The sequence below is a fragment of the Buttiauxella izardii genome (assembly GCF_003601925.1).
Classification (GTDB): Bacteria; Pseudomonadota; Gammaproteobacteria; order Enterobacterales; family Enterobacteriaceae; genus Buttiauxella; species Buttiauxella izardii.
Map to the genome: position 1 here is coordinate 31,529 of NZ_QZWH01000024.1, position 20,871 is coordinate 52,399.

Consider the following 20,871-nt stretch of genomic DNA (forward strand, 5'->3'; position numbering starts at 1 on the left):
GTGAGACGACTCAGGCAATATGAAAGTGGCCGGTATATTTGCGCCAGCTACCCATTTCGGTGATCTCTTTTTGGCCTTCGGTCAGCCACGGTTCCGCCAGCACGCCGAGCATTTCGCTGCCGTCGGCAAGTTTCACTTTGCCAATGCATAAGCCCGCAGGCTCGCTCAGTAACAGCGCGGCAAAAGAGGCCATCGGCAATTCCCAGACTTCCAGCGCCACAGAGGTGCCGCCTTCGCTGACGCGAACCATGCCAGGATGTTTGTTGTTGATGCTCCAGATGCGGTAATGGGCGTCGGTGTAATCTTCGCGTACAAATACGCCGCCGACTTTAAGCATGTTGACGTTCAGTTCCAGGCCGCGCATTAAGGTGCCGTTCACGGCGACCAGAGTGGTATCAGTCATGATGTTCTTCCTTGTTAACAGAGGTAATCCAGGTGCCGTTCTGGTGATTTAACGCGGCTTTGATCGCCTGCGGGCTGGTAATTAAACCGCTGGCATTTTTGCCGCCGAGTTGGCTTGCGCTAACAAAATCGACAATCGCTTCGACTTTCGGCTGCATGCTGCCTGCGCCAAATTGCCCTTGCGCGATCAGCGCTTCGGCCTGCGGAAGGGAAAGCTCATCCAGCCAGCGTTGTTCAGGCGTGCCGAAATTAATCGCTACTTTATCCACGCCGGTTGGGATCAGCAGCAGATCGGCACCGAGCTGTTGCGCCAGCAAAGCAGACGCCAGATCTTTGTCGATCACCGCTTCCACGCCGTGCAATTGCTGCTGTGCGTCACGCACCACCGGGATACCGCCGCCACCGCAGGAGATCACGATGCAGCCCTGTTTCAATAACTGGGCGATGGTGTCGCGTTCGATGATTTCCAGCGGAGCAGGGGACGGCACGGTACGACGCCAGCCGCGACCCGCGTCTTCCATCATCGTCCAGCCGAGTTGCTGTTGACGCAGTTCGGCAGTTTGCAGATCGAAGAACGCGCCAATCGGTTTGCTCGGGTGGCTAAAGGCCGGATCGTCTTTACTGACCAGAGTTTGCGTCACCACGGTCACAATCGGTTTGCTGATGCCACGGCGTTGCAGTTCGTTATGCAGCGCTTTCTGGAACATGTAACCAATCGCGCCCTGGGTATCGCCGACGGCGTAATCGAGCGGCACCGGGGACACTTCTTCTGCCGCCAGTTCGGAGCGGCGCAGAATAAAGCCGACCTGTGGGCCGTTGCCATGCGTCAGTACTAAATCCCAGCCCGCCTCAATCATTTCGGCGACATGCGTAACGGTTTCGACCACCGCCTGATACTGGTCAGGAATGCTGTTGTGTTGGTCATCCTGAATCAGCGCGTTACCACCAACGGCGACGACAGCTAAAGGTTTGCTCATGCTGATTCTCCTGCGGCAACGGCTTGCGCCAGCGCCTGAATGGCATCGACAAAACATGACAGCGGAGCAGTAGTGATGCCCGCGCCAATTTGCCCAACGCCTGCCTGTTTGTGGGCGATGCCGGTATTGATGATCGGAAGGATGCTGCGGTCTGCGACTTTACGCGCGTCGATGCCTGCGGCAGTGGCCGCAAAATTCAATGCCGGAAGCGTGAATGCCTGGTTTGCGCCAATGGTAATGGCCTGCATACGGCGGCTGTTGTTGGTGGCATCGTCCGGCGTGCCGCCAACAAATTTCACGATGGCCGGTGAAGAAGCCATCGCAAAGCCACCGACGCCTGCGGTTTCGGTAATCGCGCTGTCGCCCAGATCCGCAGCCGCATCGTCTACGCCATAACCCGGGAAGAACAACCCTTCCACCGGATTGGCTGGAGCCTGGAACCACTGGTCGCCAAGGCCGGATAAACGAATGCCGAAGTTCACGCCGTTACGCGCCATCACCGTGACCATGGAGCTGAACGGTACATTGGCGGCGGCGTCCATCATCGACTTACAGGCGGTCATCGATAAGTTAAGGAAGAAGTGATCGTTACTGGTGATAAACGCCACCACGCGCTGGAGCTGATCGGGCGGCAAATTGCAGGCCAAAAGTGCCGGGAACAGGCGCTTGCAGAGCAGGCCAGTGGCGGCGGCATTGCGGTTATGGACTTCATCACCCATATGCAGCGCTTGCGACATCAACGGTTTCAGTTCCAGCTCGCCGAGTTCACCAACGGCGGCTTTTAGCGCCGGGGCGAGTTCTTCGCGCATCCAGTGCAAACGTTGCAGAACTTCGTCGTTATTGGCGCCAAAGCGCAGAACCTTGCCCAAACCTTCGTTGAAGTTGCTGAATGCGCGTTGGCCGTTGGTTTTGTTTTCAATCACCCACAGCGGCATCGACGGGCTGATAATCCCCGCCATTGGGCCGACGGCGTGATAATGGTGGCAAGGTTCGAGGTCGACTTCGCCGTTATGAGCCATTAATTCAGCGGCTTCGTGCGTGGTCGCCCAGCCTTCGAAAAGAATGGCACCCACAATCGCCCCTTTCACCGGGCCGCACATATTTGCCCAGCTAATCGGTGGGCCAGAGTGCAGAATCAATTTGCGCTGCGCCATGGCTGGGATCGCTTCACGAGCTTCCATTACATCAACCAAAACGGGTTGAGCGCTGAGATAACGTTCAAAGGCGATTTGGTTGGCTTGTTCAACTAACGGATGGCGCAGCAGTGCGGCCAAATACAGACCCGCCTGAACATCGCCTGCAGCGGGTGGCTGCCAGCTTAATGGCGTCACATCGCCACCGACCTGTTGCAAGTTACCGGCAAAACTTTGCAGCCCGACATTGACGACCTTCAAAGGCTGATTAAATAAGGTATTCATGCGTTAGCTTCCTTCTTCTGCGCCTGGCTGTTTGCGACATGGCTTGCCCAAAGTGCGGCTTGAGCGTTGCAATCGGCGACGATAATTCCCGCATTGCGCAGCGCATTAATTTGTTGTGAGCGTTGTTGTGGATCGGCTTCAGTGCCGCAAACGTGCGCGATTAACAGCGGTGCGTGCTGTTTGTCGGTTTGTGAAAGCAGCTCAAGCAGTTCTGCTGCCGGTTCACTGGATGCGCCGTAACCCAGCACTAAATCGAACAGCACTACAGCAGTTTCAGCATCGGCGATTTCCGCCAGAATGCGCTGGTTACGCAGTGTAGGGTCGATCATCGGGTGCGGGCGGCCACGGGTGAAATCATCATCACCCATATCAATCAGCGTATGGCCCTGGCTTTTCCAGATGTCCGCGAGCTTGCTGTTGCCTGCCACTGGCGTGTTGGAGTACGCGGTGTGGCCTTGTTGCTGGCAAATCAACTGGCTTTCAAAACAGAAAGTGCCGCCAGCAAACACGCCGCGAATCGCGGTGCGTTTTGCATCCAGCATTTGAGAATGCTTGTTCAGCATGGCGACGTGTTGCGGGTCAAGATGCGCAACGGTTGTTGGAAGCGAGCGGTTTTTCAGCAAGGCGACGGCAATTTCTGCGGCATCTGCCAGAGTGCTGGCGGCGGTGACACCTGGGCGCGTGATTTCTTCAGCTTTAGCGCCGAGGAAATTCACTACCACCGGTTTGTTCGCGGCTTGCGCACATTTGAGAATTTGTTCCGCGACCGGGCGAGCTGGGGGTTTGGAAATTAAAACAATTACTTTGGTTTCAGGATCTTCAGCTAGCGCATTGAGGCCGAACAGCATTGAAATGCCGCCGATTTCTTCACTGAGATCGTGCCCGCCGGTGCCCAACGCCTGGGAAATTCCCGCGCCCAACTGGTCGATACGACACGTCACTTCCTGCACGCCAGTGCCGGACGCGCCAACAATGCCAATCGCGCCACGCTGCACCACGTTAGCAAAACCCAACGGCATGCCGTTGATAATCGCGGTGCCGCAATCCGGCCCCATCACCATGCGGTTTTTTTGCTGCGCCAACAGCTTGATCTGCTTTTCCTGGGCGACGCTGACGTTATCGCTAAACATCATCACGTTCATGCCCAGTTGCAGCGCTTTGATGGCTTCAGCGGCGGCGTAATCGCCCGGTACAGAAATCAGTGCCAGATTGGCTTCGGGTTCTTTTTCCAGCGCCATTTCGATACTGACCAGATCAGGTGCGCGAACACCATTGTTGCTGCCTTCGTCTGGTTTGCTGTTCAGGCGCTGGTGCGCCAACTCAAGCGCCTGGTTGCAGGCGTCTTCTTCGCCCATCAAGGCGATAATCAGGTCGTTTGGCCCGGCGTTGAAATTCTCCCCTAAACCCGCGTCGTGAAGCTGCTCCAGATTCGTCGCAGTGCCCATCACCACCGAGGCCTGAACAATGCCCGGAAGCTTGCTGATTTGCGCCGAAATCTGCATCAGGGAAACGGAATCCTGATACAACCTGGCAAAAACTTTATGCATGATGCTCATGTTTTAATACCTGTGTTTAACCGCCTGAAGGTGAATTCAGGCAAAGCGTTGCCGCACCGATTGAGCGGTGTCTTTCGATTGCGGTAAGAATTTAAAGTGTGGCTTTTAGCGTTCGCAGCCCATGTAGCAACCCGGCCAGGCAATCCACGCCAGATGAACTGCCAAACTGCATAACGCCAAGCGCTGCCGTGCGAATTTGCGTTGTTTGGGCGTTGCTGTAGAGCAACTGAATAAGCTGGTAAATCGGTTCGGAGAAATGCCCTTCCAGCCCGCGAGTCACGTAATGGCGGCTAATGTCATTAGTGCGTGAAAGCAGCGGCGGGACTGCGTTTTGCAGGTTTTCCCAATGTAACGCGATGCCTTCTACTTCTCGCCATGACCAAAGTGCCGCCAGATAACCCAGCAAATAATCATCACCGTCGGGCGTTAAGCCGTGCCCAAAACCGATAATTTTTGCCAGTTGTGCGTCCATCATTTCGCGGCTGTCGTTCGCCGTCAGATTCACCGCCAGACCTTGCGGGCACTCTTGCGGCAAGAGCTGCAACACGCTGTTGATGTGCTGTTGCTGGCAATAATGGCGCAACTGTTGAGTCAGGGTTTGGTAGTGAGTCAGCGCGCCAGGCAAGCCTTGTTTAACTTGTGCTATCATTGGCCACTCAGGCTGCCATTGCGCGCTGCCTCGCAAACTGATGCTCAAGCGTTGCGTGGTAAGAATTCCGTCACGCCAGATGAACGGCTCGTTGGGGCGGGTTTGTAGACGCCAGTCCCAACCGGGCGGCAAATCGACGCGTATCGCATCCGGTAGTTGCTGGTACTTTATGGCACACAGCAACGTCAGCAATTCGCCGTCTTCCGCCACCATATTCAGCGCCGATTCAAAGGCGCTATGCAGGCGAAGCGAAACCTGTTTTTGAGCTAACCGGCTGGCAGCCAGATAGCCCATCGAGATCACAGGAAGCGCGACGGCGACCATCGTGACTTAGCCTTTCAGCCCGGAAATAATCGCGTTGGCATCGCTCACCCAGCCAAAAATCGCGCCCTGAGCTTTAATCATTTCCAGCGCGTACTTCTGGAATTCCGGGAAGTACGAGCCAACGCAATCTTCAGGAATAATGCATTCAAAGCCACGGTCGTTGGCTTCACGCACCGTAGTGGTCACGCAAACTTCGGTGGTTACGCCGCAAACAATCAGCGTTTTAATGCCGCTATTTTGCAAAATCAAATGCAGGTCAGTTTGGTAGAAAGCCCCTTTGCCGGGCTTATCAATCACCGGCTCGCCAGCGATTGGGTACAGTTCAGGAATGATGTCGTGACCGGCTTCGCCGCGAATCAGCGTGCGACCCATCGGGCCGTTTTCACCGATAAAAGTCATGCCGCCGCGAGTCAGTTTGGCAGGTGGGCAATCAGTGAGATCCGGGCGATGGCCTTCGCGGGTGTGAATCACCATCAAACCTTTTTGACGTGCCACATCAAGCACGCGTTTACACGGCTCGATAGCGCTACGCACCAGGGAAACATCGTTACCCAGCGCTTCGCCAAAACCACCGGCTTCGACAAAATCGCGCTGCATATCGATCATGACCAGCGCGGTGGTTTTAGGATCAAACGGCAGAGAAAAAGGTTGGGCTTCAAAAGCGTGGGTCATCGTAAATCTCCTGTTTACCAAGTGAGAATTCGTTGTGTCTGCGGTGAGTATTGAGGAGATGTGAAGAGTTAAAAAGCTAAATAGTTTGGCGCGCAGCAACGAAAATTTTGATTCAGGGAGGGAAGGTTAAAACTTAAAAAGCAAAGTGTGGGCGAGATCATGCCGATATTTACTGCGGCAAATTTTTTGATGCTGGAAGGTGGCTGGAGCAAAAAATGCAGACTCAAGAGTGTGAGCCAATACACTTATTATTGATAGGGAAAATGCCCCGGTAGTACCAGGGCGAAATCCGTTACTTCTTCGCGCCGTAACGCTCAAACCAGCGCAGCATCCGCTGCCAGCCATCTTTGGCAGATTCTTCATGGTAGCTCGGGCGATAATCGGCATTAAAAGCATGGCCAGCTTCCGGGTAAACGACAATTTCTGCACTGGCATTCGCCGCGCGTAACGCCTGGCGCATGGTTTCCACGGTATCCAGCGCGATTCCGGTATCTTGCCCGCCGTAAAGACCCAGCACGGGCGCGTTCAGATTAATGGCGACATCGACAGGATGATGCGATGAATTTAGCGTTTTCTCGCCCACCAGTTTGCCGTACCACGCCACCGCCGCTTTCAACTGCGGATTGTGCGCGGCGTATAGCCAGGTAATGCGCCCGCCCCAACAGAAACCGGTAATCATTAAACGATGCGCGTCGCCGCCGTTTCTTGCCGCCCAGTTGGCGACGTGATCGAGATCGGCGAGAACCTGCGCATCGGGCACTTTTGACACCAGTTCGCTGAACAGCGTAGGGATATCGGCATAATCATTCGGGTCGCCCTGGCGGAAATAGAGTTCCGGGGCAATGGCGAGATAGCCTTCCAGCGCCAGGCGGCGGCAGACATCACGAATATGTTCATGTACGCCGAAAATTTCCTGAACGACGATTACGATAGGTAATGATCCTTCAACATGCTTCGGGCGAGCGTGATAAGCGGGCATACTTTCGCCCTGCGTCGGAATCGAGGTTTCCCCTGCCAGAATTCCGTCATTCGAGGTATGTAACACAGTGGATGCAAGAGGGGAGGCCGCTGGCGCGAAATTTCCGCCCGGCGATTGACCTGTCGGTTGTTGTTCTTTCATAAGCGAGCTCCATTTATTCATCAATGTTTCAAGCGCAATGCGATAACTATAGCCAACCCCCCAACAACTCGAATGATTTTGGGTAAAGTTAATCAATCGTATCTTTTATATCTGAACGATGAATATCTAGCCCATTAAGTGTGATTGTCATCACTATTGCGGTTGAAAATAATGTAACTTGTTTCATTCAAAGTGAATTGCGTCACGAAATTCTTTGCCGAGGTTCTGTACAGTACCTCCAAGCAATGCAAGCCAACCTATTAAACAGAGGAGTCTGTTATGTCCAAGTCTGATGTTTTTCACCTCGGCCTCACTAAAAGCGACCTACAGGGGGCAACACTTGCCATCGTCCCGGGCGACCCTGAGCGAGTTGAAAAAATCGCTGTACTGATGGACAAGCCGGTCAAATTGGCTGCCCACCGTGAATTTACTACCTGGCGTGCAGAGTTGGACGGCAAGCCAGTGATCGTCTGCTCGACCGGTATCGGCGGCCCATCGACTTCTATCGCGGTGGAAGAGCTGGCGCAACTGGGCATTCGCACCTTCCTGCGTATCGGCACCACCGGTGCGATTCAGCCGCATATTAATGTTGGCGATGTTCTGGTGACTACAGCGTCTGTGCGCCTTGATGGTGCCAGCCTGCACTTTGCACCAATGGAATTCCCGGCGGTTGCTGACTTTGCGTGTACCACCGCATTGGTTGAAGCGGCGAAATCTATCGGCGCCACCACGCACATTGGCGTGACAGCTTCTTCCGATACTTTCTACCCAGGTCAGGAACGTTACGACACCTTCTCAGGCCGCGTAGTCAGTCGCTACAAAGGTTCTATGGAAGAGTGGCAGCAGATGGGCGTGATGAACTATGAAATGGAATCCGCCACGCTGTTGACCATGTGTGCAAGCCAGGGCCTGCGTGCCGGTATGGTTGCCGGTGTCATCGTGAACCGTACTCAGCAAGAAATTCCTAACGCTGAAACCATGAAGAAAACCGAAAGCCATGCGGTTAAAATCGTTGTGGAAGCGGCTCGCCGCCTGATCTAATTCCCCCAAAGCCGGTGAAAGCCGGCTTATTTTTTTCGCTTTGCGTAACACCTCGCAGGAAATCCCTTTTCATCTGGACATTTATACAGCAGAATTTTATTTTGCTGATGTTTATACCCGTCATACTTCAAGTTGCATGTGCGTTGGCTTTCCTCGCTCACCCCAGTCACTTACTCAAGTAAGCTCCCGGGGATTCACTGCGTCGCCGCCTTCCTGCCACTCGAATTATTTTGGGTACTGCATGACTTTGTGGGAGTGACTGTGGATATTTCTATTTTATTCGGGACTGGTATTGCGCTGGTTGGGGTTCTGACCGGCTGGTTGCTGGCAAGTTTGCGGGCAGCGCAGCGGCAATCCGCTCTGTATGAAGAACAACGAGAAATCTACGGCGAACTGACTGCCTCCCGGCAAGAGTTGCAGCAAAATCAGCACTGGAAAGAAGAGTGCGAGCAACTCAATCGCGAATTGCGCACCCAGCTTGAAATCAACAGCGCCCAGGAAGCGGATATCCGCGAACTCTCCACATTGCTGGAACAAACCCGTCTAAATGCTGACGATAAACATCGCCAGATGCTTAACAGCGAACAGCGCCTGAGCGAGCAGTTTGAAAATCTTGCTAACCGAATTTTTGAGCAAAGCGGCCGCAAAGTTGAAGAGCAAAACCGCCAAAGTTTGAACGGCTTACTTTCGCCTTTACGCGAGCAACTGGATGGTTTCCGTCGCCAGGTTCAGGATAGTTTTGGGCAAGAAGCCCGCGAGCGACACACGCTGTCCCATGAAATCCGTAACCTTCAGCAGTTGAATGCGCAAATGGCGCAAGAGGCGTTGAACCTCACCAAAGCGTTGAAAGGCGATAATAAAACTCAGGGGAACTGGGGCGAAGTGGTGCTGACCCGCGTACTGGAAGCCTCCGGTTTGCGTGAAGGTTATGAATACGAAACTCAGGTGAATATTCAGCTCGAAAATAACAGCCGCATGCAGCCGGACGTGATCGTGCGTTTGCCGCAGGGCAAAGACGTGGTGATCGACGCCAAAATGACGCTGGTGGCCTACGAGCGTTATTACAACGGCGATGACGAATTAACGCGAGAAAGTGCGCTCAACGAGCACATTGCTGCAGTGCGTAACCACATTCGACTATTGGGGCGCAAAGATTATCAGCAGTTGCCGGGGCTGCGTTCGCTGGATTACGTGCTGATGTTTATCCCCGTCGAACCCGCATTTTTACTGGCGATTGACCGCCAGCCTGAATTGATTAGCGAAGCGCTGAAAAACAACATCATGCTGGTCAGCCCGACCACATTGCTGGTGGCGTTAAGAACGGTTGCCAATTTGTGGCGTTATGAGCACCAAAGCCGCAATACGCAACAAATTGCCGAACGAGCCAGCCGTCTCTATGACAAAATGCGCCTCTTTGTTGATGACATGTCGGCGATCGGCCAGAGCCTCGATAAAGCGCAGGATAACTACCGACAGGCGATGAAAAAACTCGCTTCAGGTCGCGGGAATATTCTGACTCAGGCCGATGCATTTCGTGGCCTGGGCGTTGAAGTTAAACGTGAGATTAATCCCGATTTAGTCGAGCAGGCCAGGCTTGAGGACGAAGAGAATATCGGCCTTGAACGTCATGAAAACGACGAAGAAAACAACTTAGCAAGCAACGGTGAGAACAGTTTAGAGAACCGACGAATCGTTGGTGAGCGTTAAGCTTCGGTTAAACCCTGCAGCTTGAAGCATAGGGCTTTAGGCCCCATTCTGTTACACTTCACAAACAAATTTTGGATAAGCAGGCATTGAGATGGTTGAAGAATCCCAGGAAACAACACACTTTGGTTTTCGCACCGTAGCGAAAGAGCAAAAGGCCGATATGGTCGCTAATGTGTTCCACTCTGTGGCCGCAAAATACGACGTAATGAATGACCTTATGTCATTCGGCATCCATCGCATCTGGAAGCGTTTCACCATTGATTGCAGCGGTGTTCGTCGTGGTCAGCGCGTTCTCGATTTGGCTGGGGGCACCGGTGATTTAACGGCGAAATTCTCCCGTCTGGTCGGCGAAACCGGCGAAGTGGTTCTGGCAGATATCAACGACTCAATGCTGAAAATGGGGCGTGAAAAACTGCGCAACATCGGTGTAGTTGGCAACGTGAACTATGTTCAGGCTAACGCCGAAGCGCTGCCATTCCCGGATAATTTCTTTGACTGCATCACTATCTCTTTCGGCCTGCGTAATGTGACCGATAAAGAGAAAGCGCTGCGTTCTATGTACCGCGTATTAAAACCAGGTGGCCGCCTGCTGGTGCTGGAGTTTTCCAAACCGGTTATCGAGCCTCTGAGCAAAGCATACGACGCCTACTCATTCCACATTTTGCCGCGCATCGGTGAAATCGTGGCACAAGATGCAGAAAGTTACCGTTACCTGGCAGAGTCGATTCGCATGCACCCGGATCAAGAAACGCTGAAAGCGATGATGGAAGATGCGGGCTTTGAAAACACCACATACTTCAATCTGACCGCTGGCGTTGTTGCTCTGCACCGTGGTTATAAATTCTGACAGGGAGTTCGTGATGCCTTTTACACCTCTGATGACTGCTGGGATTGAAAGTGTCCTTAATACCTTTCTCTGGCGTGACCGGGGATTAAAAGCGGCACGTCAGCGCTTAATAGGCAAGGTGTTGCGCGTCGAGCTTAAAGAGTTCTCTTCGCCCCTCGTTTTAGTCTTTAGCGAGCAGCAAATTGATGTGCTGGGCCAATGGGAAGGTGACGCTGATTGTGTGGTGAAAACGGCTCTCAGCACCTTGCCAAAATTGCGCGACAGGCAGCAGCTTACGGCGCTGATTCGCAGCGGTGAGTTGGAAGTGGAAGGCGATCTTCAGGTCGTTCAGAATTGGGTTGCGTTGATGGACCTTGCTGAATTTGACCCGGCAGAATTGTTGGCTCCGTATATTGGCGACATTGCTGCGGAAGGCATCGGCAAGGTGATTCGCGGCGGCAGTAAATTGCTAAAAAAAGGCTTTACCCGTAACCAACAATACCTTTCAGAAGCGATAACTGAAGAGTGGAAGATGGCTCCTGGGTCGCTGGAAGTCGCATGGTTTGCCGAGGAAACGGCAGCAGTCGAACGCAATGTTGACGCACTCGCTGCGCGACTGGACAAACTGGAGAACAAATGACGCCTGGAGAAATGCGCCGCCTCTATTTCATTATCCGCACTTTCTTGAGTTACGGTCTGGATGAACTGATTCCCAAAATCCGCCTGACACTGCCATTGCGCTTTGGGCGCAAGCTGTTGTTCTGGATGCCAAATCGTCATAAAGACAAGCTCCTTGGCGAGCGTTTACGCCTGGCGTTGCAGGAACTGGGGCCGGTGTGGATTAAGTTCGGGCAGATGCTTTCAACGCGTCGTGACCTTTTCCCGCCGCAAATCGCCGATCAACTCGCGATGTTGCAGGACCGTGTGGCACCGTTTGATGGGGCATTAGCCAAAAAACAAATCGAGCAAGCGATGGGGAATATTCCTGTCGAAACCTGGTTCGATGATTTTGACATCACGCCGTTGGCATCAGCTTCGATTGCTCAAGTTCACACGGCGCGCCTGAAAGAAAACGGCCGTGAAGTGGTTATCAAAGTAATCCGCCCGGATATTTTGCCCATCATCAAAGCTGATATGAAACTCATCTATCGCCTTGCGCGATGGGTGCCACGTCTCTTGCCTGATGGCCGCCGTTTGCGTCCGCTGGAAGTGGTGCGTGAATATGAAAAAACGCTGATTGATGAACTGAATCTGCTACGTGAATCAGCGAACGCTATTCAGTTGCGCCGCAATTTTGAAGACAGCCCGATGCTGTATGTGCCGGAAGTGTTCTCTGATTATTGCAGTCAGGACATGATGGTGATGGAACGTATTTACGGTATTCCGGTTTCTGATATTGCGATGCTTCATAAGCAAGGCACCAACATGAAACTGCTGGCAGAACGCGGTGTGCAGGTGTTCTTCACTCAGGTTTTCCGCGATAGCTTCTTCCATGCCGACATGCATCCTGGCAACATCTTTGTCAGTTATGAACACCCGGAAGATCCGCAATATATCGGTATCGACTGCGGCATTGTTGGCTCGCTCAACAAAGAAGATAAGCGTTATCTGGCAGAAAACTTCATCGCTTTCTTTAACCGTGATTATCGCAAAGTGGCGGAGTTGCACGTGGATTCTGGCTGGGTGCCACCGGATACCAACGTTGAAGATTTTGAGTTTGCGATTCGCACTGTGTGTGAACCTATCTTCGAGAAACCGCTGGCAGAGATTTCCTTTGGACACGTGTTACTGAACCTGTTCAACACGGCACGGCGCTTTAATATGGAAGTCCAGCCGCAGCTCGTTTTGCTCCAGAAAACGCTTCTTTATGTTGAAGGGCTCGGAAGACAGCTTTATCCCGAGCTGGATTTATGGAAAACAGCGAAACCTTTCCTGGAAGACTGGATCAAAGATCAGGTTGGTATACCGGCACTTATTCGTACTCTTAAAGAGAAAGCCCCGTTCTGGATTGAAAAAATGCCAGAACTGCCGGAACTGATGTACGACAGTTTGCGCCAGGGTAAACAATTGCAGAATAGTGTTGATAAAATAACGCGCGACTTACAACGCAATCAGGTGCGCCAGGCACAATCGCGCTACCTGTTCGGCATTGGTGCCACGCTGATGATAAGCGGCACGTTATTGTTAATTAATAAGCCAGAGTGGGAATTGATGCCTGCCTGGATAATGGCTGGCGGCATTGTGACTTGGCTGATTGGCTGGCGGCGCTCGGCCTGAGTTGTTTTTAATCGTTTTTAACCGACAACGTGCGGTACAATATGCACCGTTATTCTTTTTATCATTATGACTCTGAGGCAACACTATGGGTGGTATCAGTATTTGGCAATTGTTGATCATTGCCGTAATCGTCGTTCTGCTGTTCGGCACTAAGAAACTGGGTTCTATCGGTTCTGATTTGGGCGCATCCATCAAAGGCTTCAAAAAAGCGATGGGCGATGATGAAGATAAAGAGAAAGATAAATCCGTTCAGGATGCTGATTTCACAGCGAAAACGCTTGCTGATAAGCAGCCTGGCGAAGTGAAGAAAGACGAAGCAAAGAGCAACGATAAAGAGCAGGTGTAAACCGTGTTCGATATTGGTTTCAGTGAGCTGCTACTGGTATTCGTGATTGGCCTGATTGTTCTCGGGCCACAACGTTTGCCTGTGGCCGTTAAAACGGTTGTCGGCTGGGTGCGCGCCCTGCGTTCACTTGCGACAACCGTACAAAATGAACTGGTTCAGGAGCTGAAAATCCAGGAGCTGCAAGACAGCCTGAAAAAGGTTGAAAAAGCGAGCATGGATAACCTCACTCCGGAGCTGAAAGCATCAATGGATGAGCTGCGTCAGGCGGCTGAATCTATGAAGCGCTCGTATACCCTTGATCCTGAAAAGGCGAGTGACGAGGCTCATACCATCCATAATCCGCTGGTCAAAGATGCTGAGGACAGCCACGACGGTGTGACTCCAGCCGCGGCTGCACATCAGGCCAGTGCGCCGGAGAAAGCACCGGAACCTGAAGCTGCTTTCTCCGAGGCCGCTGAAGCGTTAATTCAGCCTCAGATCAAACCTGTCGCAGAGCCAGTTAAAACTCCAGTTTCTTCTCAACCTTCGAGTGATAAACCGTAAACATGGCCGTTGAAGATACCCAACCGCTTATCAGCCATCTGATAGAGCTACGCAAGCGACTGTTAAATAGCATTATCGCTGTGCTGGTGATTTTCCTGGCACTGGTTTACTTCGCCAATGACATCTATCAAATCGTCTCTGCACCGCTGATTAAGCAAATGCCGATTGGGTCGACGATGATTGCGACCGATGTCGCGTCACCGTTTTTTGCCCCAATTAAACTGACTATTTATGTCGCTGTGTTCTTATCCGCACCGGTGATTCTTTATCAAATCTGGGCCTTTATCGCGCCAGCGCTTTATAAGCATGAACGCAAACTGGTGATGCCGCTGCTGTTCTCCAGCACGATGCTGTTTTATATCGGTATCGCCTTTGCTTACTTCGTGGTGTTTCCGCTGGCCTTTGGGTTCTTAACCAAAACAGCGCCAGTTGGCGTTATCGTGTCGACCGACATTACGAAATACCTCGATTTTGTCATGGCATTGTTTATGGCGTTTGGGGTGGCGTTTGAAGTGCCGGTTGCCATTATTTTGCTGTGCTGGATGGGTGTAACGACACCGGAAGAGTTGAAGAAGAAGCGTCCGTACATTTTAGTCGGTGCCTTTGTGGTGGGGATGTTGCTCACGCCGCCGGATGTGTTCTCGCAAACTCTGCTAGCGATTCCGATGTACTGCCTGTTTGAAATTGGCGTGTTTTTCTCGCGGTTCTATGTCGGTAAAGGACGTAGGCGTGGCGAGGAAGATGACCCGGAAGACGCACCAGAAGCAGAAGACGAACACTCTAAAAAAGAGTCATAATTTCAGGCCGCCCATCAGGGCGGTCGTCGTTTGCAAGGCACAAATCAGAAGGCGCTATGTTTGATATCGGTGTAAATCTTACCAGTTCACAATTTGCCAAAGACCATGCGGATGTTGTCGCCCGAGCACAACTGGCTGGGGTTAGCGGAATGTTGCTGACGGGGACCAACCTTCACGAAAGTCAGCAGGCACTTTCCCTGGCGAAACAGTATCAGGGTTGCTGGTCCACCGCAGGTGTTCACCCGCATGATGCCAGCCAATGGCAAGACGAAACGGCAGTAGCCATTCGTGAGCTAGCGAGTGCCTCTGAAGTGGTGGCTATCGGCGAATGTGGCCTGGATTTCAACCGTAACTTTTCAACGCCTGCCGAACAAGAACGCGCTTTTACCGCACAATTGGCCCTGGCGGCAGACCTGATGATGCCGGTATTTTTACACTGCCGCGAAGCCCACGAACGCTTTATTACCTTGCTCGATCCGTGGCTCGATAAATTGCCCGGTGTGGTGCTGCACTGTTTTACCGGCACCGAAAACGAGGCCCGCGAATGTTTAGCGCGTGGACTGTTTATTGGCGTCACCGGTTGGGTTTGCGATGAACGTCGCGGCCTTGAATTACGTGAGTTGTTACCGGTTATCCCAGCGCATCAGTTGTTGCTGGAAACCGATGCCCCTTATTTGTTACCGCGGGATCTAAAACCAAAACCTGCTTCCCGGCGGAACGAACCCTGCTACTTGCCTCATATCCTGAATAAGGTAGCTGAATGGCGTGGAGAAGATCCCGCCTGGCTTGCGCAAGTAACAGATGACAATGCCCGCCGTCTTTTCCGGCTGGCTTAAATCAGGAGAGAATCAATGAGCTATGCATTTCCCGGTACGTTTCCTGGTCGCCGTATGCGCCGCGTCCGTCGTCACGATTTCAGCCGCCGCCTGGTGTGCGAAAATCAATTAACGGTTAACGACCTTATCTATCCGGTGTTTGTGATGGAAGGTCAGAACCGCCAGGAAGAAGTAGCGTCAATGCCGGGTGTTTACCGCATGACTATCGATTTGCTGCTCAAAGAGGCGGAAGCCGTTGCCAAGCTGGGTGTGCCGGTGTTGTCTCTGTTCCCGGTTATCGAGAGCGCGGGTAAATCACTGCACGCAGAAGAAGCGTATAACCCGAATGGCCTGGTGCAACGTGCAGTGCGTGCACTGAAAGATGCTGTGCCAGAGTTAGGTTTATTGACTGACGTCGCGCTGGATCCGTATACCACGCACGGGCAGGATGGCGTTATCGACGCAGACGGTTATGTTATCAACGACATTACCCGCGAAATTCTGGTGCGCCAGGCGTTGTCTCATGCAGAAGCGGGCGCTGAAATCATCGCCCCAAGCGACATGATGGATGGCCGTATTGGTTCGATTCGCGACCAGCTTGAACTCGATGGTTTTGTGAATACCCAGATCATGTCTTACGCCGCCAAATACGCTTCCTGCTATTACGGCCCATTCCGTGATGCGATTGGTTCTTCTGGCAATCTGAAAGGTGGCAATAAGAAAACCTATCAGATGGACCCGGCGAACAGCGATGAAGCCTTGCAGGAAGTCGCGCAGGATCTGCAAGAAGGTGCGGATATGGTGATGGTGAAACCGGGTATGCCGTACCTGGATGTGGTTCGTCGCGTGAAAGATACTTTCGGTGTGCCGACTTTCGCTTACCAGGTTTCTGGCGAATACGCGATGCATATGGCGGCGATTCAAAACGGCTGGTTGGCAGAAAAACCGGCTGTTATGGAGTCACTGTTGTGCTTTAAACGTGCGGGCGCGGACGGTGTGCTGACTTATTTCTCGAAGCGTGTCGCGCAGTGGTTGCACGACGAGCAAATGCAGCGTTAGAGTCTAAAAATAAGGCCAGCATTCGCTGGCCTTATTCATTTCTTTTTGAAGTCGGTATTCTTCACACTCTGCATAACCTGTTTATTTAACAGATTCAGCAGCAGCATGGATCGGGCCTCGCCGTCCGGTTCACCAAAAATCGCCTCCAGCCCTTCAAATGCCCCTTCTGTTATCACCACGCTATCGCCAGGATATGGCGTTTCGGGATCGGTGACATTCTCAGGCTGGTAATTCACCAGTTGCTCGATGACATCAGCCGGAACGGTCGCTGGCTGAGCACCGAAGCGCACGAAATGGCTGACACCACGTGTTGAATGGATGGTCGTGGTGTGGATAGTTTCAGGGTCAAACTGGACAAACATATAGTTTGGGAACAATGGTTCTTTGACCGCAGTGCGTTTGCCTCGCACGATCTTTTCGAGCGTGATCATCGGGGTGAGGCAATTAACTTCCTGGCGCTGAAGATGTTCTTGCGCCCGCAGTAATTGACCCCGTTTGCAGTAGAGCAGATACCAGGATTCCATAATGTCTCTTTTTCCTAATCAACCGTGGAAGAATAGCAAAAGGCCGTTATGAGGGATAGACAGCACAAGTATAACCCTTCACCGATCGGTCACCAGGTAAGCATTTACTCGTTATTAACAAAAATACAGCATGCTATGCATGAAGACCGTATAATGACCGCAAAATCCTGACTACGATTAATTGCATGAAATACCACGACCTACGCGACTTTCTGGAACTACTCGAACAACGCGGCGAACTTAAGCGTATCGCGATGCCAGTCGATCCATACCTGGAAATGACTGAAATTGCCGATCGTACTTTGCGCGCCAATGGCCCGGCACTGCTGTTTGAAAACCCAAAAGGGTACGACATGCCGGTGCTGTGCAACCTGTTCGGTACGCCAAAGCGTGTCGCGATGGGAATGGGGCAGGAAGATGTTTCTGCACTGCGCGAAGTCGGTAAGTTACTGGCCTTCCTGAAAGAACCCGAGCCACCAAAAGGGTTCCGCGATTTATTCGATAAACTTCCGCAGTTCAAACAAGTCCTGAATATGCCGACCAAACGGCTGCGTAATGCCCCTTGTCAGGAGCAAATCTTTGAAGGAAATGAGGTCGATCTGACGCGCATTCCTATTATGCAATGCTGGCCTGAAGATGCCGCGCCGCTGATTACCTGGGGTTTAACCGTCACGCGCGGGCCGCATAAAGAGCGCCAGAATCTGGGCATTTATCGCCAGCAGCTTATCGGCAAAAATAAACTGATTATGCGTTGGCTGTCGCATCGCGGCGGCGCGCTGGATTTCCAGGAATGGTGTGCGGCACATCCCGGTGAACGCTTCCCGGTTTCTGTAGCATTAGGCGCTGATCCGGCAACCATTCTCGGCGCGGTCACACCTGTGCCAGATACGCTTTCCGAATATGCCTTTGCCGGTTTGTTGCGTGGCACCAAAACGGAAGTGGTGAAGTGTATTTCAAACGATCTCGAAGTGCCTGCCAGTGCTGAAATAGTGCTGGAAGGGTACATCGAACCGGGCGAAATGGCGCCTGAAGGGCCATATGGCGACCACACTGGCTACTACAATGAAGTAGATGACTTCCCGGTATTTACCGTGACGCATATTACCCAGCGCCAGAATCCGATTTACCATTCAACGTATACCGGACGCCCGCCAGATGAACCTGCGGTTCTGGGTGTGGCGCTTAATGAAGTGTTTGTGCCGATTTTGCAGAAACAATTCCCGGAAATTGTCGATTTTTATCTGCCGCCGGAAGGCTGTTCTTATCGCCTTGCAGTTGTGACGATCAAGAAGCAATACGCAGGCCACGCCAAGCGCGTGATGATGGGCGTCTGGTCTTTCCTGCGGCAGTTTATGTACACCAAGTTTGTCATTGTATGTGATGACGATGTTAACGCGCGTGACTGGAACGATGTGATTTGGGCCATCACCACGCGTATGGATCCGGCGCGCGATACCGTTCTGGTAGAAAACACGCCGATCGATTACCTGGATTTTGCCTCGCCGGTTTCTGGCCTTGGCTCAAAAATGGGACTGGATGCCACCAATAAATGGCCAGGGGAAACCCAACGTGAGTGGGGTCGTCCAATTAAGAAAGATGCAGAAGTATGCGCACGCATTGATGCAATCTGGGACGAACTGGCTATTTTCGACGACAGTAAAAACGCCTGAGTGGCGATTTTTAACGTATTGCATTATTGACCCGACAGAGGGGAAGCATGACAACCTTAAGCTGTAAAGTGACCTCGGTAGAAGCGATAACTGACACGGTGTATCGCGTTCGATTACTGCCGGAAGCGAAGTTCTCCTTTCAGGCCGGGCAGTATTTGATGGTGGTGATGGATGAGCGCGACAAACGCCCGTTCTCCATGGCATCCACGCCGAGCGACCAGGAGTTTATCGAGCTGCACATTGGCGCATCAGAGATTAATCTCTACGCCATGGCGGTGATGGATCGCATTCTGAAAGAGAAAGAAATCGTCGTTGATATCCCGCATGGCGATGCCTGGCTGCGTGAAGACGAAGATCGTCCGCTGATTCTGATTGCGGGTGGCACTGGCTTCTCTTATGTTCGCTCGATTTTGCTGACGGCACTGGCGCGTAATCCACAACGTGAAATCGCGATTTACTGGGGCGGCCGTGAAGATAAGCATCTTTATGACCTGTCAGAATTAGAAGCGCTGTCTGTGGTTCATCCAAACCTGCGTGTTGAAGCGGTTGTTGAGCAGCCGGAAGAAGGCTGGCGTGGGCGCACTGGCACTGTGCTGACGGCGGTAATGCAGGATTACGGAACGCTTGGCGGGCATGACATTTATATTGCCGGACGTTTTGAGATGGCGAAAATTGCCCGTGACTTGTTCTGTAATGAACGTGGCGCGCAGGTTGATCGTATGTTTGGCGATGCGTTTTCGTTTATCTAAAGCTACCCGTCATACTTCAAGCTGCATCTTTGTTGACTACGTTCACTCACCCGAATCACTTACTCATGTAAGCTCATCGGGACTCGTTCTCTTGTCGCCTTGATGCAACTCGAATTATTTTGGGTATAAATAAAAAACCCGCCCCTGACAGGCGGGAAGAACGGCAACTAAACTTTTTTCTGCGGCCCTGGCGCACTAGCGCCAGGGACTTTGAAAAATTTTCTTATTAACGTGATTAAACGCGTTCAATAACAGTGGCAATACCTTGACCCAATCCGATGCACATCGTGGCGAGGCCGAACTGCGCATCGCGACGTTCCATCAGGTTTAACAGCGTGGTGCTAATGCGTGTACCGGAACAACCGAGTGGGTGACCCAACGCAATTGCACCGCCGTTCAGATTAATCTTCTCGTCGATCTTATCCATCAACCCCAGATCTTTAATACACGGCAGGATCTGCGCGGCGAAGGCTTCGTTCATCTCAAACAAATCGATATCGGAAGCACTCAGACCGGCTTTTTTCAATGCCAGTTGTGATGCCGGAACCGGGCCGTAGCCCATGATTGACGGGTCGCAGCCAACGACAGCCATCGAACGCACGTAAGCGCGGATTTTCAGGCCCAACTCTTTGGCACGGGTTTCGCTCATCAGCAACATGGCGGAGGCGCCGTCGGAAAGTGCAGAAGAACTCCCCGCCGTCACGGTGCCGTTTACCGGATCGAACGCGGGTTTCAACGCTGCCAGGCCTTCAACGGTGGTTTCGGGGCGAATCACTTCGTCGTAATCAAAACGCTTGAGCACACCGTCTGCGTCGTGGCCGCCAATCGGCAGGATTTCATTTTTGAAATGGCCCGCTTCGGTGGCAGCCCATGCACGCTGGTGCGAACGGGCGGCAAACTGATCCTGCATCTCACGGCTGATACCATGCATACGCGACAGCATTTCGGCCGTTAAACCCATCATACCCGCTGCTTTTGCCACGTTGCGGCTCAGGCCTGGATGGAAATCAACGCCGTGGTTCATTGGCACGTGGCCCATATGTTCCACGCCACCAATCAGGCAAGCGTGCGCATCACCGGTTTGAATCATACGAGCAGCGTCGTGCAGCGCCTGCATGGAAGAACCACACAAGCGGTTAACCGTAACCGCCGGAACAGAATGTGGAATTTCTGCCAGCAACGAGGCGTTACGCGCAATATTGAAACCTTGCTCCAGCGTTTGCTGTACGCAGCCCCAATAAATGTCATCCAGCGCGGCAGCTTCTAACGCCGGGTTACGCGACAGAATCCCGCGCATCAAATGGGCAGACAGATCTTCCGCACGCAAATTGCGAAACGCACCGCCTTTTGAACGGCCCATCGGGGTGCGGATGGCATCAACAATTACAACCTTTTCCAT

The 20,871-nt window shown here is 52.5% G+C and carries 21 protein-coding genes; 12 read left to right on the forward strand and 9 right to left on the reverse strand.

All coding sequences use genetic code 11. From position 1 onward, the window contains the following. Positions 1 to 10: 10 nt before the first annotated feature. From D6029_RS12060 to D6029_RS12090, 7 genes are all read right to left on the reverse strand, one after another. Positions 11 to 403, reverse strand: a complete 393-nt coding sequence (locus D6029_RS12060) for an allophanate hydrolase-related protein (RefSeq protein ID WP_120064991.1) — start codon at positions 401 to 403, stop codon at positions 11 to 13. Beyond that, positions 396 to 1,379 carry a carbamate kinase gene (gene arcC / locus D6029_RS12065; protein ID WP_120064992.1) on the reverse strand — a complete coding sequence of 328 codons (984 nt, stop codon included), beginning with the start codon at positions 1,377 to 1,379 and terminating at the stop codon, positions 396 to 398. Before arcC ends, D6029_RS12060 begins: the two co-directional genes overlap by 8 nt. Next, positions 1,376 to 2,797, reverse strand: a complete 1,422-nt coding sequence (locus tag D6029_RS12070; protein ID WP_120064993.1) for a YlbE family protein — start codon at positions 2,795 to 2,797, stop codon at positions 1,376 to 1,378. Before D6029_RS12070 ends, arcC begins: the two co-directional genes overlap by 4 nt. Then, entirely contained in the window at positions 2,794 to 4,353 is a 1,560-nt protein-coding gene (gene fdrA, locus D6029_RS12075) for an acyl-CoA synthetase FdrA (protein ID WP_120064994.1), read from the reverse strand. Before fdrA ends, D6029_RS12070 begins: the two co-directional genes overlap by 4 nt. Positions 4,354 to 4,444: 91 nt before the next feature. Then, positions 4,445 to 5,326, reverse strand: a complete 882-nt coding sequence (locus D6029_RS22520; RefSeq protein WP_167455994.1) for an oxamate carbamoyltransferase subunit AllH family protein — start codon at positions 5,324 to 5,326, stop codon at positions 4,445 to 4,447. Positions 5,327 to 5,332: 6 nt separating this feature from the next. Beyond that, a complete protein-coding gene (locus D6029_RS12085) occupies positions 5,333 to 5,998 on the reverse strand; it encodes a cysteine hydrolase family protein (RefSeq protein WP_120064995.1) in 666 nt (221 codons plus the stop codon). A 292-nt stretch (positions 5,999 to 6,290) separates the two neighbouring features. After that, positions 6,291 to 7,118 (reverse strand): dienelactone hydrolase family protein, encoded by an 828-nt coding sequence (locus tag D6029_RS12090; RefSeq protein WP_120064996.1) that lies wholly within the window; start codon positions 7,116 to 7,118, stop codon positions 6,291 to 6,293. A 279-nt stretch (positions 7,119 to 7,397) separates the two neighbouring features. Between D6029_RS12090 and udp the strand changes: the two genes are divergently transcribed. From udp to hemB, 10 genes are all read left to right on the forward strand, one after another. Next, positions 7,398 to 8,159: a uridine phosphorylase gene (gene udp / locus D6029_RS12095; RefSeq protein ID WP_120064997.1), complete on the forward strand. Its 762-nt coding sequence runs from the start codon at positions 7,398 to 7,400 to the stop codon at positions 8,157 to 8,159. 261 nt (positions 8,160 to 8,420) lie between these two features. After that, positions 8,421 to 9,866, forward strand: coding sequence for a DNA recombination protein RmuC (gene rmuC / locus D6029_RS12100; protein WP_120064998.1), 1,446 nt, complete (start codon positions 8,421 to 8,423; stop codon positions 9,864 to 9,866). Positions 9,867 to 9,957: 91 nt separating this feature from the next. After that, positions 9,958 to 10,713, forward strand: a complete 756-nt coding sequence (gene ubiE, locus D6029_RS12105; RefSeq protein ID WP_120064999.1) for a bifunctional demethylmenaquinone methyltransferase/2-methoxy-6-polyprenyl-1,4-benzoquinol methylase UbiE — start codon at positions 9,958 to 9,960, stop codon at positions 10,711 to 10,713. A 13-nt stretch (positions 10,714 to 10,726) separates the two neighbouring features. Beyond that, entirely contained in the window at positions 10,727 to 11,332 is a 606-nt protein-coding gene (gene ubiJ / locus D6029_RS12110; RefSeq protein WP_120065000.1) for a ubiquinone biosynthesis protein UbiJ, read from the forward strand. After that, positions 11,329 to 12,969 (forward strand): ubiquinone biosynthesis regulatory protein kinase UbiB, encoded by a 1,641-nt coding sequence (ubiB, locus tag D6029_RS12115; protein ID WP_120065001.1) that lies wholly within the window; start codon positions 11,329 to 11,331, stop codon positions 12,967 to 12,969. The genes ubiJ and ubiB overlap by 4 nt, the downstream gene beginning before the upstream one ends. A gap of 85 nt (positions 12,970 to 13,054) precedes the next feature. Then, positions 13,055 to 13,315: a Sec-independent protein translocase subunit TatA gene (gene tatA / locus D6029_RS12120; protein ID WP_034492140.1), complete on the forward strand. Its 261-nt coding sequence runs from the start codon at positions 13,055 to 13,057 to the stop codon at positions 13,313 to 13,315. 3 nt (positions 13,316 to 13,318) lie between these two features. Further along, complete coding sequence (gene tatB, locus D6029_RS12125) at positions 13,319 to 13,858, forward strand: Sec-independent protein translocase protein TatB (RefSeq protein ID WP_120065002.1); 540 nt, start codon at positions 13,319 to 13,321, stop codon at positions 13,856 to 13,858. A gap of 2 nt (positions 13,859 to 13,860) precedes the next feature. After that, complete coding sequence (tatC, locus tag D6029_RS12130; protein WP_120065003.1) at positions 13,861 to 14,655, forward strand: Sec-independent protein translocase subunit TatC; 795 nt, start codon at positions 13,861 to 13,863, stop codon at positions 14,653 to 14,655. Between the two features lie 56 nt (positions 14,656 to 14,711). Continuing rightward, positions 14,712 to 15,491, forward strand: coding sequence for a 3'-5' ssDNA/RNA exonuclease TatD (gene tatD, locus D6029_RS12135; protein ID WP_120065004.1), 780 nt, complete (start codon positions 14,712 to 14,714; stop codon positions 15,489 to 15,491). Positions 15,492 to 15,506: 15 nt separating this feature from the next. Further along, positions 15,507 to 16,529, forward strand: coding sequence for a porphobilinogen synthase (hemB, locus tag D6029_RS12140; protein WP_120065005.1), 1,023 nt, complete (start codon positions 15,507 to 15,509; stop codon positions 16,527 to 16,529). Between the two features lie 35 nt (positions 16,530 to 16,564). Here hemB and rfaH read toward each other — a convergent pair whose 3' ends face one another. Beyond that, positions 16,565 to 17,053 (reverse strand): transcription/translation regulatory transformer protein RfaH, encoded by a 489-nt coding sequence (rfaH, locus tag D6029_RS12145; protein WP_034492129.1) that lies wholly within the window; start codon positions 17,051 to 17,053, stop codon positions 16,565 to 16,567. Between the two features lie 176 nt (positions 17,054 to 17,229). On the opposite strand from rfaH, the gene ubiD reads away from it, so the two are divergent. Both ubiD and fre read left to right on the forward strand, forming a co-directional pair. Beyond that, a complete protein-coding gene (gene ubiD, locus D6029_RS12150) occupies positions 17,230 to 18,723 on the forward strand; it encodes a 4-hydroxy-3-polyprenylbenzoate decarboxylase (RefSeq protein WP_167455995.1) in 1,494 nt (497 codons plus the stop codon). 47 nt (positions 18,724 to 18,770) lie between these two features. Beyond that, entirely contained in the window at positions 18,771 to 19,472 is a 702-nt protein-coding gene (fre, locus tag D6029_RS12155; RefSeq protein WP_120065007.1) for an NAD(P)H-flavin reductase, read from the forward strand. Between the two features lie 235 nt (positions 19,473 to 19,707). Here fre and fadA read toward each other — a convergent pair whose 3' ends face one another. Next, the gene (gene fadA, locus D6029_RS12160) at positions 19,708 to 20,871 is read right to left on the reverse strand and encodes an acetyl-CoA C-acyltransferase FadA (protein WP_120065008.1); all 1,164 of its coding nucleotides are present in this window, start codon (positions 20,869 to 20,871) and stop codon (positions 19,708 to 19,710) included.